Source organism: Streptomyces sp. NPDC001380 (genome assembly GCF_042895785.1).
Lineage (GTDB): Bacteria > Actinomycetota > Actinomycetes > Streptomycetales > Streptomycetaceae > Peterkaempfera.
Map to the genome: position 1 here is coordinate 38021 of NZ_JBIAWP010000024.1, position 12825 is coordinate 50845.

At 75.6% G+C, this 12825-nt stretch carries 13 protein-coding genes; 4 read left to right on the forward strand and 9 right to left on the reverse strand.

The genetic code is table 11. The annotated features are described in order from the left end of the window. Positions 1-40 precede the first annotated feature (40 nt). Positions 41-706, reverse strand: coding sequence for a class I SAM-dependent methyltransferase (locus ACFY07_RS24270; RefSeq protein ID WP_390871592.1), 666 nt, complete (start codon positions 704-706; stop codon positions 41-43). A gap of 150 nt (positions 707-856) precedes the next feature. Beyond that, entirely contained in the window at positions 857-1351 is a 495-nt protein-coding gene (locus tag ACFY07_RS24275; protein WP_390871594.1) for a hypothetical protein, read from the reverse strand. A gap of 479 nt (positions 1352-1830) precedes the next feature. Between ACFY07_RS24275 and ACFY07_RS24280 the strand changes: the two genes are divergently transcribed. Both ACFY07_RS24280 and ACFY07_RS24285 read left to right on the forward strand, forming a co-directional pair. Then, positions 1831-2304 (forward strand): carboxymuconolactone decarboxylase family protein, encoded by a 474-nt coding sequence (locus ACFY07_RS24280; RefSeq protein ID WP_390871596.1) that lies wholly within the window; start codon positions 1831-1833, stop codon positions 2302-2304. Positions 2305-2485: 181 nt separating this feature from the next. Further along, complete coding sequence (locus ACFY07_RS24285) at positions 2486-2971, forward strand: cupin domain-containing protein (RefSeq protein ID WP_390871598.1); 486 nt, start codon at positions 2486-2488, stop codon at positions 2969-2971. A 424-nt stretch (positions 2972-3395) separates the two neighbouring features. Here ACFY07_RS24285 and ACFY07_RS24290 read toward each other — a convergent pair whose 3' ends face one another. The 7 genes from ACFY07_RS24290 to ACFY07_RS24320 form a co-directional block, all read right to left on the reverse strand. Further along, positions 3396-3800, reverse strand: coding sequence for a VOC family protein (locus ACFY07_RS24290; RefSeq protein ID WP_390871599.1), 405 nt, complete (start codon positions 3798-3800; stop codon positions 3396-3398). Further along, positions 3797-4312, reverse strand: a complete 516-nt coding sequence (locus tag ACFY07_RS24295) for a cupin domain-containing protein (RefSeq protein ID WP_390871600.1) — start codon at positions 4310-4312, stop codon at positions 3797-3799. Before ACFY07_RS24295 ends, ACFY07_RS24290 begins: the two co-directional genes overlap by 4 nt. Positions 4313-4566: 254 nt before the next feature. Beyond that, positions 4567-5007 (reverse strand): VOC family protein, encoded by a 441-nt coding sequence (locus ACFY07_RS24300; RefSeq protein ID WP_390871602.1) that lies wholly within the window; start codon positions 5005-5007, stop codon positions 4567-4569. A 320-nt stretch (positions 5008-5327) separates the two neighbouring features. Then, positions 5328-6182 (reverse strand): DUF6671 family protein, encoded by an 855-nt coding sequence (locus ACFY07_RS24305; RefSeq protein ID WP_390871604.1) that lies wholly within the window; start codon positions 6180-6182, stop codon positions 5328-5330. A 26-nt stretch (positions 6183-6208) separates the two neighbouring features. Beyond that, positions 6209-6799 (reverse strand): carbonic anhydrase, encoded by a 591-nt coding sequence (locus ACFY07_RS24310; protein ID WP_390871606.1) that lies wholly within the window; start codon positions 6797-6799, stop codon positions 6209-6211. 47 nt (positions 6800-6846) lie between these two features. Beyond that, positions 6847-9288 (reverse strand): DUF2309 domain-containing protein, encoded by a 2442-nt coding sequence (locus ACFY07_RS24315; protein WP_390871607.1) that lies wholly within the window; start codon positions 9286-9288, stop codon positions 6847-6849. 97 nt (positions 9289-9385) lie between these two features. Further along, complete coding sequence (locus tag ACFY07_RS24320; RefSeq protein ID WP_390871609.1) at positions 9386-10942, reverse strand: proton-conducting transporter membrane subunit; 1557 nt, start codon at positions 10940-10942, stop codon at positions 9386-9388. Positions 10943-11070: 128 nt separating this feature from the next. Between ACFY07_RS24320 and ACFY07_RS24325 the strand changes: the two genes are divergently transcribed. After that, positions 11071-11409 (forward strand): helix-turn-helix transcriptional regulator, encoded by a 339-nt coding sequence (locus tag ACFY07_RS24325; protein WP_390871611.1) that lies wholly within the window; start codon positions 11071-11073, stop codon positions 11407-11409. Between the two features lie 156 nt (positions 11410-11565). After that, positions 11566-12543 carry an L-threonylcarbamoyladenylate synthase gene (locus ACFY07_RS24330; protein WP_390871613.1) on the forward strand — a complete coding sequence of 326 codons (978 nt, stop codon included), beginning with the start codon at positions 11566-11568 and terminating at the stop codon, positions 12541-12543. Positions 12544-12825: the final 282 nt, after the last annotated feature.

The following is a 12825-nucleotide window of genomic DNA, read 5'->3' on the forward strand; positions in this document are numbered from 1 at the left end:
GGCACGGCGCCTTCCGGCGGCCTCCCGCCACAAAGGTGATCTACACCGGCTCGCTCCCCGGGACCACGGGCGTGCTCCGGGGACGGCGGGCCAGCATGTGGGCGTCGAGGAAGCCCCGCTCGGAGGCCGGGTCGTGGATCAGCCTGGCGACCGTGACGAGCCCGGCCCCCGCCAGCAGCGCGGCAAACCGCTCCACCGGCCAGCTGTAGGCGGGCGTCACCTTGTGGTCGAAGCGGACCGGCTCCGGTCCGTCGGTCGCGAAGAACGAGACCAGGAGCAGGCCGCCCGGCGCCAGGACGCGTACCTGCTCGGCGAGCAGCGCAGGCAGTGCGCCGGGCGGGGTGTGGATCATCGAGTAGTGGGCCAGCACGCCGCCGAGCGCGCCGTCCTCGACCGGCAGGGCCTCCATCCGGGCCTCGTCGAACCGCAGCGACGGATGGGCCCGCCGGGCGTGGGCGACCATGCCCGGGGAGAGGTCGAGCCCGAAGGCGTCCAGCCCCAGGCCGTGCAGCATGGCGGTCAGATGCCCGGGCCCGCATCCGACGTCCGCTGCCCGCGGGTTCCCCGTCGCGTGCACCAGCTCGGCGAAGGTGCCGATCATGTTGCGCGAGAACGGGTGCGCCTCCAACCCGTTGGCGAACATCGACGCATACAGCTCGACCACTCCGTCGTAGGCCGCCCTGGTCTCGTCCTGATGCTCCGTCACGGTGGGGAAGCTACCACCCGCGCACGTCCGCAGCCTCTCCCCGTCGCCGTACCCCTCCGGTGGAGGCCGGCCGTTCCGCCGTGCGACCACGGGACGGAGCCCGGGGCGCTTCCGGGGGGCCGGGCGGCCCGCTGCCGACGGGCCGCCGGCTCAGCCTTCGTGCCGGCTGCCGGTCTCCCGGTACTCCTGCCGGGTCGGCTTGGGTAGCTGCGCGTCCTCGCCGTGGAGGCGCCTGCTCAGCCCGGCGCGCAGCTGCCGGGGGAGGCGGCGGCCGGCGTCGGCCGCGTCCGCGCCGTCCCGGGTGACGCCGTTGATCGGCGCATACTGCGCGTGCTGGGTGAGGAGGTGCAGTTCCGCCTGGCTGAGCGGCTCGTGCAGCTCGACGTACCCGCCGTGCGGCAGACGCCCGATGAGGCCGGTCTCGCGGCCGTGCAGCACCGTGTCGCGGTCCTCCCGCTGGAGGCCGAGCGCCCATCGCTGCGCCGTCGTGCAGGCGGCGGCGGGCACGACGAGGAGGCCGATGCGGACCCCCCAGGTCACCGGCCCCACCGGCAGGTGGAGAGGGGTGGCGATGATGTCCTTGGCCGAGCCGGCCGGCGCCACCGCGTAGCAGCTGATCCAGGCGACGCCGAGCCCGGTCCGCACCGGACGGTTCCGCCTGCTGTTCCGGGCTCCCGCCGCTCATGCCGCCACCACCGTTCATCGTTCGTTGACAAGGGGTTCCCGCCGGTGCTCCTGCGAGGTGTCCCGGCACTGGCCCGGGCCCGCCGGGGCGCTCGGGCCGGCGGGTGTCCGGACCGTCTGCTGTTCCGCTCGTACGACCGGTCGTGGCGCGGGGCTGTGACACGGGGCGCCGGGCCGGAAGGGGCGGGGGCGCCCCCGTCGGCCTGGACGGATCCGGTGTCCCCGGCGACCCCGGAACCGGCATCGAGCGCGCGTGCACCGTCCCGGCAGCGGAGCTCCGGCCCTCCGCCCGCACGCCGCCGACCCGGACCGGACGCATCGCATCGCATCGCATCGGAACGTCCGGCGTGGAGTGACGCGGATCACCGGCCGCCGTGTCACAGTCCGGAGGGCTCCCCGGTCAGTTGGGCGCAACCCCGATACGACGAGGAGATCCCACGATGGAAGCGCGCCTCGACTACTTCGGCCACCCCCTCGCGGCCAAGGTGCTGAAGCACATCAACTCGGCCAACAAGGTGGTGGTCGACTCGACGCTGCCGCACACGGTCCAGGAGCTGGTGAAGCTCCGCGCCAGCCAGATCAACGGCTGCGGCTTCTGCACCGACATGCACAGCAAGGACGCCGCCCATGCCGGTGAGACGCAGCAGCGCCTCAACCTGGTCGCCGCCTGGCGCGAGGCCACGGTCTTCACCGAGGCCGAGCGGGCCGCGCTGGAGCTGACCGAGCAGGGCACCCGCATCGCCGACGCGGCCGGCGGGGTCACCGACGAGGCCTGGGAGAACGCCGCCAAGCACTACGACGAGGACCAGCTCACCGCGCTGGTCTCGCTCATCGCCGTGATCAACGCCTACAACCGCATCAACGTGATCAACCGGACGCCGGCCGGCGGCTACCAGCCGGGCCAGTTCGGCTGAGGCACCGGGTCCGTCGTGGGCGGTTGCGGGCGGCCGGGCCCGCCGCACCGCCCACGACGGGCACGTCACACTCCCCCGACGTGCCCGGTCAAGTGGACAAGGGCGTGGGCCCGGACCTCGAACGGGCCGCGCCCACCAGCGCCTCTCGGCGCGCACACCGATCGGACGAAGGGTGCCTGCAATGTCGTACTACCCGGAACAGGTGTACTGGGGGGACGGGGGCGAGGTCAGCGCCCGCTACCGTCCCGCGGAGACCGCCCCCGACATCGGCGGGGAGGGCGGGGACGCCATCCACTACCGGGCGACCACGACCACCACCCGAGGCGAGTTCGGGCTCTACCGCGTCGAAATGCGGCCCAGGGCCGGCGGTCCGAGGACCCACTTCCACAAGACCATCTCGGAGTCGTTCTCCACCCTCGGCGGCACCGTCCGCCTCTACGACGGCGCTCAGCGGGTCGACGCGCACCAGGGCGACTTCCTGCACGTCCCGCAGGGCGGACTGCACGCCTTCCGCAACGACTCCGACGCGCCCGCCGAGATGCTGCTGCTCTTCACGCCGGGCGCACCGCGCGAGGAGTACTTCGAGCGGGTGTCGGAGCCGGCCGACGCCTCCGACGAGGAGCGTGCGAGGTTCTTCGACCGGCACGACTCGTACTTCGTGGAGTGACCGGGACGCCCGCGCACGCGTAGGGCAGGCGCGTTCCCGCATCGCTGGGCACTCCTGGCAGGGCGGCGCTGCCGGACGGGTTCGACGAGGATTCCGAGGGGATCCGGATCACCCGCGAGACGCTGCTGGAGCTGTCAGGTCCTCCACCGCCCGCGCCACCGCCCGCGAGGCTGCCGGACCCTCCGGCCTGCCGGCGGGTCATGGCGGTGTCCGCTGCAGCTGACGCACCGTCGGGTCGCGGGCGCGGTCACGGGCGGGGCCACGGGAGCGGGCGGTGTGCGAGGCGGTGGACGCGGAGGCCGCGTCCGGCCAGGTCGGCCATGTCCGCCTGCAGGCCGAGCGGCCGGTCGACCGCGGCCATCATCGCCCGGCCCGGCCCGGCCCGGCCCGGCCACCCGGCCCCGCCCCTCAACGGCGGAGGACTTCAGGCGCTCCACGAACGTGAGCAGAGCACCAAGCGGTAGCCGTCGGGATCCGCAACGGTGGCACCGTACTCGTCCCAGTAGGGGTTGTGCGCCGCGGCGCGGGTGCCGCCCGCGGCGACGAGGCGGTCGACGAGGGCGTCATCGACCGCGGTACCGAGATAGAGGACGAACAGGTCGTCCACCGTGGGTGTGGGCTCCAGCGGCCGCTCGGGGTCGTGAGTGAGCTCGAAGTGCCAGGAGCCGCCCGGGAGCCCGAGCGTCACCAGGTCATGCTTGCCGGAGACGCGCTCGGTGGTGGTGCGCCACAGAACGTCGAGCCCGAGGCCCTCGACGGAGAAGCGCTCGGCGGCCACCAGGTCCCGGGAGGGGCGGGCGATCCGGACGCGGGTGTCCCGGGTGATCACTGCGCGGCCTCCAGGGCCGCGCGCCAGACCGGGCTGTCGACGTAGTGGTTGTCGAAGCGCTCCGACGTCTCGGCGAGCCGGCTCGGGGGCTCCTCGCCGCGGGTGACCCGCCCCAGCAGGCGCAGGTAGTCGAAGCGGTCCATGCCCGGCGTGAACACGCACAGGATGTCGGCGCCCGAGCCCGGGGCGGCGCGGAAGGCGTGCGGGGTGCCCGGCGGCACGGCGAGGAAGTCGCCCTGGTGCAGCAGGGTCACCTCCTCGCCGAGCAGCACCTGGAGCGAGCCGCCCAGGACGAAGAACACCTCCCAGGCGCGCGTGTGGACGTGCGCGGGCGCGCCGGGCGCACCCTCGACGAAGGTCGAGCGGTAGCTCGTGAACGCGCCCCCGGTCTGCGCCGAATCGGCGAACAGCGCCATCACGGCGCTGGGGTCGGCGCAGGTCTCGGCCTCGCCGCCGCGTGTGAGCACCGGTCCCTGGTTGGTGCGACCGGTCAGGCCGTGATCCGACGTCATGGTCGCGACCCTATCGATCAGGTAGGACAGGGGCGCCGCACACGGGGGCGCCGCTGACGCCGCGACGGGAGTCCGTCCTCGCCGTCACCTGCGCCGTCGAGCGCGCGGCACGGGCCCGGGCGCCTCGTCTGCGGAGCACCTCGCCGAGCGCAGCCGCCCTGTCGGCCCGTGGCCCGTCCGCGGTCCGGGCCCTGCGACCCGGTACGCGGGGGCGCGGGGCCGGCCGTCGGCGTGCTCCGAGCGGCGGGCCCGCGTCAGCCCGTCTGTTCGGCCAGGGCGACGATGATGCCTGCGGGGCCGCGGAGGTAGCAGAGCCGGAAGACGTCCTCGTACTGCGCCACCCCGCCGAGGAGTTCGGCGCCGTGGGTCCGCAGGCGGGCGACGGTGTCGTCGATGTCGTCGACGGCGAACATGACGCGGTGCAGGCCCAGCGTGTTGGGCGGAGGGTTCCGCGGCCCGGCGTCGGACACCGCGGGGGTGTGGTACTTGGTCAGCTCCAGCTTGCTGTGGCCGTCGGGGGTCCGCATCACCGCGATGTCGCTCCGGACGCCGTCGAGTCCGACGGTGCGGTCCGCATAGAGGCCTTCGATCTGTGCCCTGCCTTCCAGCTCCAGGCCGAGCTCGGTGAAGAAGGCGACAGCCGCGTCCAGGTCGTCGACGACGATGGCGACGTTGTCCATCCGCTGAACAGTCATGTCCCTGAGCCTAACGACCCGGTACGCGGTGGCGCGGGGTCGGCCGTGGCACGGCGTCGGCCGCGCGGGTCGAGGGGACGGTGGCGTCCTCCCCGGCCCGCGCGGCCTCGGCGCGGGCGGACTCCGGCTGCCGCGCCACGGCCGTCGACCACGGCGCCCGCCCGGCCCGCGACCACGAGACCCACTCCCCACCGCCCCGAAGCCGTGATCCAGCCCGTGACGACCGGCCGCAGGAGCCGTCGGCCCCCCCGGGGGTCCCCGTGAGCCGGCGCGGAACCCGGCCCCGGGGCCGAACACGGACCAGGGGAGAGAACGCTCTGTCAGGGGTTGCAGCGTTCGCACCAGCGGGGGTCGGCGGTGGTGTCGGGGCGTGGCACGGTGTGGCGGTGCGGGCAGCGGGCGCAGCCGTGAACGTCGGCGGTGACGAGGTCGGTGGGCCAGGCGCAGGCGCGGCAGGGCAGGCCGGTGCGGTGGGAGGTGCGGCCGTAGCCGGGGGTGCGGCACCGGGGGCAGGGTGTGGCCAGGCGGGTGGCGAGTCGTCGGGCGAGTCGGGTGAGGAGGGCGCGGCGTGTGGGGTTGTGGTGGGCGCGCAGGTCGGGGGCGACGGTGGCGGTGCCGGTGTCGGAGCGCTGCAGTGCCGTGCCGGTGGTGCGGCGCAGGACGGCGGTGTCGGTGATGCCCTTGCCGGCGACGTGCAGGTGCCCGTCGTACGTGGTGGTGACGATGGCGCCCTGGTGGGGGAAGCCGAAGGAGCGGGCGGCCTCGACGGCGGTCTCCGGGTCGGCGACGTCGGTGGCGGTGCCGGGGACGTCGAGGCTGCGCAGGCCCTCGACGATGCACAGGTCGCGGGTGTCGTCGAGGAAGACGATGATCTCCTCGTGGGTGTTGACCAGCCCGACGGGTCCGTAGCTGGCCTCGCTGGCCAGTCCGTAGGGGGTGGTGGTGGCGGCCATGGCCAGGCGGGCTTTGGCGGTGGCGGCCGGGAGCGGGGGCAGGGTGCGGGGGATGTCGCCGGCGAAGGTGCCGAACTGGTCGGTGTCGAGGCCGGGCGGGGCGGTGACGCGTGCGCCGAGGACGTCCTGGAACGCGGGGGCGGCGCAGTGGTGTTTGCCGTGCCGGGTGCCGAAGGCGACGGTCGCGCCGTGGTAGGGGCGGGCGGTGGGCGTGCTGGCCATGGGATCGGTGCCTTTCCGGGCTGCTCCTACGACTGGAGGACGGACACGGTCCGGAGCGGGCGGACGAGCCGGTCGGCGGGGGTGTAGACGAGGGTGGCCAGAGCGGCGGGGTCGGCGCGGTGGAGCCTTGCGAGGACGGGGAAGGTGTCGAGCAGGGTGGTGGCGGTGTGGCGCAGGTGGCGGTCGAGGAGGTCCTCGGGGGTGGCGGCGGGGCGGTGGCCGAGGGTGAGGCCGAGGTGCGCGGTGATGGCGCCGTGGTAGGCGGTGGGGACGGTGCCGCGGGTGTACTGGGCGTGGACGGTGTCGAGGATGCGGCACGGCTGGTGTCCGAGGACCACCAGCAGGGGCGCCTGGTGGAGGGTGAGGGCGTAGTCGATGCCGGCGAGGGCGGCGGTGCCGGTCAGGTGCGCCGCGGTGGAGGTCACGATCAGCCGGCCGGGCTGGGTGTCGAAGACGGCTTCCGGTGCCACGCCCAGGTCGCTGCAGGTGAGTACGGCGGCGAGGACGCCGGGGTGCTCACCGGGCGCGTGCGGGGCGGGGGTGCCGAGGGCGTGCCGGCGGTTGCCGTCGAGCAGGGTGGCGAGGGCGGTGGCGGCGTCGGGCTGCGGCGAGGTCATCGCGGGTTTCTCCCTTGCGCTGGAACTGGGTCGGTTCGTGGTCGCTCTCAGGGCCGGCCGGCGGGGCGCCAGGGCGTCCAGCCGTGGCCGGGGCGGCGCAGCCACCAGCGGTCGGCGTCGTGCACGGCGAGGTGGATCCAGGCGCCGTCGACGAGGTCGGCCAGGGTGGGGCTGCGGTGCAGGAGGGTGTCGAGGCGGTCGCGGGGGGCGGTGACGGCGACCAGCAGCCGCATGGGCTCGTGGTAGGGGCGGGAGTGGTCGGTGAACACCGACTGGCGGGGCAGGCCGAGCCGGAGGTCGCCGCCCGCACCCTGGTGGACGCCGATGTCGCCGACGACGTTGTGGGCGATCTTGTCCCCGGCGCCGAGGGTGTCGGGGTCCACGGTGGAGAAGTAGTACTGGGCGTTGATCCAGTGCGCCACGACCGCGGGCCCCGACAGGATCGCCTCCAGCACCGCGCCGTCGGGGTCCGTCTCGGGCCGGTAGGAGTGCAGGAAGCACCGCCGGCCCAGGTCGAGGCCCGCGCTGAACGCGCGCGGGGCCACGAGGAAGGCGGCGTTGCGGGCCAGACCCCATTCCGGGCGGACCTGGGACCAGTCCGCCGCCCGGGCGGCCGTGTGCGCGGCCGCGGCCCTGGGCCGCAGGCCGGCGGGGGCGGCGGGCAGATCGCGGGCCCGCTCCGCGGCCAGCCGCTGTCCGGCGGTGGCCAGGTCGCGGCGCAGCCGCCTCATGCGGGCCTGGTGGGTGGCGGGCAGGGCGTCCACGTCATAGCAGGTGACGGTGTCGGTGGCGGTGTCGTGCTCGGCGGCGACGAACACGGTGTCGTCGGGCACGGGCAGGCCCCGCTCGGCGAGCAGGGCGCGCACCGGCGCCCGGTTGAGGACCGCGGCGGCCAGCCGGGCGCTGGTGCCGCCGCGGGCCGCGCCGCAGGCGCCGCAGTCCAGGGCGCTCGCGTAGGGGTTGTTGGTCGTGGTGCTGCCGTGCCCGCACAGCAGCACCAGCGGCGCGAACCGCTCCGTCAGGCCCATCGCGGCAAGGGCCGCCTCGGCGAAGTCGGCCTGCTCGGTGTCGCTGGGTGCCGCCGGCCCGGACAGCACCGGCGTCACCGGGGCGGTGCCGGTCAGGGCGGTCCTCGCCCACCGCTGTACGGCCGCCCAGGCGCGCGGGGCGAGGGTGCGGGCCACCGCCAGGGGCCCGAGCGCGAACCCGCCCGCCTCGGCCAGCAGGTACGCGCCCAGCGGGGCCTTCTGCGCGGCGCCGGCCGCTGCCGCCGCAGCGGCGAGGTCGGCGTGGGCGGCCGCCGCCGCGGCACCCGCGCCCGCACGGCGGGAGGCTTCGCCGACGGTGAAGGCGGGCCGCAGCAGCACCGGGAACAGGTCGAGCGCGTCATCGCTGGCGAAGGGCCTCACCCGGGCGGGCAGGCCGAAGAACCCGGCGAACCCGAAGGTCTCGTAGTCGCCGACGGCCTCCACGTGCCGGCGCAGTCCCTCGCTGCGCACGTCGATGCAGCACACCAGCTGGGCGGCGGGGGGCCGGGCGGGGACCGGGCGTGCGGGGCGGTCGAGGGCGGCCAGCAGCCCGTCGCGGTAGTGGCCCTCGTAGGCGGCCAGCCACACCCAGTGCCGCGTGCGGGGGTCCAGGGCCGAGAGCCGGGCCGCCACCTCGGCGTCGGCAGGTTCCGGCAGCCGGTCGCGGCCCCGGCCGGCGTCGGCCGCGTCTCCGTGCGGGGCCGGTCCGGCGCCGCCGGGCGCAGGCAGGGCGGGGGTGCGCTGGGCGGCGTCGTAGGTCAGGCGCACGGCCAGGTAGTCGCCCAGGTGCAGGGCGGGCCCGGGGTGGTCGGGTGCGGCCCACTGCGTGCGCCACTTGGCATGGGCCGCCCAGCCGGGCAGACGGGCCAGCTGCGCGCTCAGCACCGCCACCACCGTCTCCTCGTCGTCCGCCCCCATCCCCTCCAGGGCGAGCGCGAGGGCGTCCTCGGCGGCGGCGGGCAGCGGCCGGCCGGTGCCGATCCCCAGGCGGCGGGCCAACGGATCCCCTCCCGCCCACTCCCGCCACGTGGCGTAGAAGCCGGACGCCGGGGCCGTCCTGCCGAGCATTCCGGTGACGTAGGCGGCGCACCACTTGGCCACCTCCCGGTCCGTCACCGCCTCCGCCCGCCCGTCCACCGTCGGCACCGGCGGCGCGAGAGCCGGCGTGTGCGCGGCGTCCCCCGGTACGGCCGGACCGTGCAGGGAGCTCAGCGCGGTCCTCAGGTCTGCGTCGGTGATCCGGCCGCGCTCGTAGGCGTCGGCGACCAGGCGCGCATCCGGCAGGCCGGTGATGCCCAGCAGCGGGGCGGCGATGCCGACGGCCTCGGCCATGGTGTGCCCGCGCAGGTCCCACAGCGGGTTGACCGCGATCGCGGTGGTCACCGGCCACAGCGCCGGGATCGGCCGAGCCGCCTGCTCGATCAGCGCCGCCGTCACCGGCGCCGGATGGGTCGTCGTCATGGAAGCAGACCTTTCAGTCGTGGGGGGCAGGAGGGTCGGGGCCGCTCACGCCGCGTGCGGGCGAGGGCACGGGGGGCGTCCGCGCCGGGGCGGCGGTTCAGGCCGCGGACTCCAGCACCGGCTCCTTCTCGGGCCGGTGCGGCCTGGCGACGGCCGCGGCGGAGGGCGGGCGCGGCCGGTCCCAGCCGACCGGTGCGACGGCGGCGTCCAGCAGCCGGGCCCCGAGGAACACCGCCGCCCGCGTACGGGTCGCCGCCCAGGTGAACACCGCAGCCGCAGCCGGCACACCCAGCAGCACCCAGACGGGCAGCCCGGTCCCCGCACCGGGCACGGCCCGGGCGACGAACCCGCCCACCACCGCCGCGACCGCGCCGTAGGCACCGGCGGCCACCACCAGCAGCACCGGCCACAGCCACCGCCGCGGCTCGCCGGCCGGGCGCCGCGCCCACCACGCGTTCGCCAGCGTCCACGCGGTCGCCGCCACCAGGACCACCAGCACCAGCCCGTCCCCGGTGGCCACCCCGGGGGCCGCGGCGGCGGTGGCAGCGGCGGCGGCCACGGCGGCCGCACCCGCCCGCGCCCGGCCGCCGACCGGCTCCGGGACCCCCGGGGAGCCCGGCCTGCGCACGGTCGACCCCGACGACAGGAACAGCCCCGCCTTGTACAGGCCGTGCCCGATCAGGTGCACCACCGCCGCCGGGTGGGCGCCCACACAGCACTCGACCAGCATGAAGCCCATCTGCGCGCTCGTCGACGATGCCAGCCGCCCCTTCACGTCCGGCTGCCGTGCCATGACCGCCACCGCCCAGGTCGCCGTCGCCGTCCCCGCGAGCGACACCGCCGCCAGGGCCGGCGTCCACGCCGCCAGCGGCGCCAGCCGCACCAGCAGGATCCCGCCGCCGTTGACCACCCCGGCGTGCAGCAGGGCGCACGCCGGGGTCGGCGCCGACACCGTCAGCCGCAGCCACCCCTGAAAGACGCCCTGCGCACACCGCGACATCGCCGCCACCGCGATCAGCCCCGCCACCAGCGGCGCCCACCCGCCCAGCCGGGCCGCCGCACCCTGGAGCGCGGTGTACTCCGTCCCCACATTTCCCGCCCGCGCGAGAACGATCACCGCTGCCGCGACCAGGGCGGCGTCACCGGTCAGCAGCGCGGTGCGCATCACCCGCACCAGCCCCGCCACGCCGGGCAGGTCCCGGCGGGCTCCCGCGACCCGCGTGAACCCGAGGCCGGCGACCACCCAGGCGGCCACCATCCCGGCCACGGTCGCCGACACCGACACCACGGCCATCGCCGCCACCACCCACGCCGCTGCCACCCCGAACCGCCCCGAGCGGGCATCCCCGGACAGGTAGCGGCCGGAGAAGCTCTGCACCAGCGCACCCACCAGGCACACCAGTGTCAGCAGACTCACCGTCAGCCCGTCCGCGACCAGCCCCCAGGCCGGCAGCGATCCCGCCCGGGCCACCAGGCCCACCGGCCCGCCCACCGCGACCGCCACCAGGGCCACGACCGCGGCCGCCGCCGCCACCCACGACCATCCCGCCCGCCACCGGGCCGCGGCCTGCGACCCCCCGGTTCCCGTGGCGGCCAGCAGCGGCACACCCACTGCCGCCGCGAGTGCCGCCTGCCCGAGTGTCCCCGCGTCCATCCGCACCACCTCCGATCTCTAAAGCACGAATTTGATATCGTGATTAGTACAGCAGGTGAGGGTGGGGCGCAACCCGGGAGGGGCATGACATGCGGCTTCTGATTCAGGAAGTGCAGTACACTGAACAGGTGACCCCGTCTGCCGCAGCCGAGACCGCCAAGCCGGCCTGGACGTTCCTGACCAACCACGGCCACGTCCTGGTGTGCATCGCCCAGGACCCCGGCATTCGCGCGCGCGACATCGCCGACCGCGTCGGCATCACCGAACGGGCCACCCAGTCGATCATCGCCGACCTCATCGGCGCCGGATACATCACCCGCGCCCGCGTCGGGCGCCGCAACCACTACACGATCAACCCCCACCTGCCCGTCCGCCACCCGGTCGAGCAGCCCCACAGCATCGGCGACCTCCTCGCCGCCGTCGCCGGCTACACCGGGCACGAGTCCTCCGACCGGCAGGCGGGCTGACCGCGCACCCGTGCGACGGCCCCTTTCGACGCAGCGCGTATGCCGCAGCGACAGTGGGACGGCGGGACGGCGTGGTGGCCGCCGGCCCCGCGTCCGCCGTTGAGCGGGCGCGGGCCGGGCGGTGCGGGGAACGGGCTAGGCAGAGGACGAAGGACAGTGACGGCAAGCACACGTGACATCGAGAAGGCGGCCGAAGTGCTGCGGGCCGGCGGCCTGGTGGCCCTGCCGACCGAAACCGTCTACGGTCTGGGCGCCAACGCCGAGGATCCCGCCGCCGTCTCCCGGACCTTCCAGGTCAAGGGCCGCCCGCCCTCCCATCCGCTGATCGTCCACATCGCCGGCGCGGAGCACCTCCACGACTGGGCCGAGGACGTTCCCGCCACCGCGCGCCTGCTGGCCGAGCACTTCTGGCCCGGGCCCCTGACGCTGGTCCTGCGGCGCGGCCGGCGCGTCCCCCTCGAAGCCACCGGCGGCCTGGAAACGGTGGCCGTGCGCGTGCCCGGCCACCCCGTCGCCCTCGCCCTGCTCTCGGCCTTCGGCGGCGGTGTCACGGCCCCGTCCGCCAACCGCTTCGGCTCGGTCAGCCCCACGACCGCCGAGCACGTCCGCGCGGAGCTCGGCGACGCCGTCGACCTCGTCCTGGACGGCGGCCCCTGCGACGTCGGCGTCGAGTCGACGATCGTCGACACCACCGGCGACGCCCCGAGCATCCTCCGGCCCGGCGGAGTCACGCGCGAAGACCTCGAAGCAGTGCTGGGGCGCCCGATCGCGGTCCCCTCCGCCAGCCGTGTCCGGGTACCGGGCCAGCATCCGTCCCACTACGCGCCGCGGGCACGGGTCGTCCTCGTCGAGCCCGGCGAGGCCGTCGCCGAAACGGAACGCGCGCAGGGACTCGGCCACCGGGTGGGCGTCCTCCTTCCCCCCTCCCTCGCGGGCGCCCCGGTGGCGGCGCACGCCGTGATCCCGGTCCCCGCATCGACGGCCGCCTACGCACGCGGGCTCTACGGGTACCTGCGCGAACTCGACCGGCGGGGATGCGACCTCATCATCGCCTCCCTGCCGCAGGAGGAGGGACTGGGACTGGCCATCGCCAACCGGCTCCGCCGCGCCGCGGGCCCACGGCCCACCGCGTGACCGGGACCCGTCCCGCCCGACCGTCCTGCTGTTCCTGCCGTCGCCGTCGAGCGGGCGTCCGGCGGCGGGGGGCCGAGGGGATCGGACGCACACGGGGCCTTCTCCCCTGATGGTGGGCGGGCGTTCGCGCCCCAGCGGCATGTCGAGGCTCTTGCAGACCGCGCTGTCGGCACCGCTGCCGACGGCGCCCATCGACCGGCCCCCCGAGTTCGTCGCAGAGGCCGGCGAACTGCCGGGGTCCGTACGGGTGCATTCAACCGGTCGTCTCAAGACCTCGACCGC

What these genes read in the sequence shown, in the direction of transcription:
- ACFY07_RS24280 (WP_390871596.1), top strand. Translation starts at nt 1,831, where the DNA reads ATGGAAGCGCGCCTCGACTACTTCGGCCACCCCCTCGCGGCCAAGGTG.
- ACFY07_RS24305 (WP_390871604.1), bottom strand. Translation starts at nt 6,182, where the DNA reads ATGGCCAGCACGCCCACCGCCCGCCCCTACCACGGCGCGACCGTCGCC.
- ACFY07_RS24285 (WP_390871598.1), top strand. Translation starts at nt 2,486, where the DNA reads ATGTCGTACTACCCGGAACAGGTGTACTGGGGGGACGGGGGCGAGGTC.
- ACFY07_RS24315 (WP_390871607.1), bottom strand. Translation starts at nt 9,288, where the DNA reads ATGACGACGACCCATCCGGCGCCGGTGACGGCGGCGCTGATCGAGCAG.
- ACFY07_RS24300 (WP_390871602.1), bottom strand. Translation starts at nt 5,007, where the DNA reads ATGACTGTTCAGCGGATGGACAACGTCGCCATCGTCGTCGACGACCTG.
- ACFY07_RS24295 (WP_390871600.1), bottom strand. Translation starts at nt 4,312, where the DNA reads ATGACGTCGGATCACGGCCTGACCGGTCGCACCAACCAGGGACCGGTG.
- ACFY07_RS24320 (WP_390871609.1), bottom strand. Translation starts at nt 10,942, where the DNA reads ATGGACGCGGGGACACTCGGGCAGGCGGCACTCGCGGCGGCAGTGGGT.
- ACFY07_RS24310 (WP_390871606.1), bottom strand. Translation starts at nt 6,799, where the DNA reads ATGACCTCGCCGCAGCCCGACGCCGCCACCGCCCTCGCCACCCTGCTC.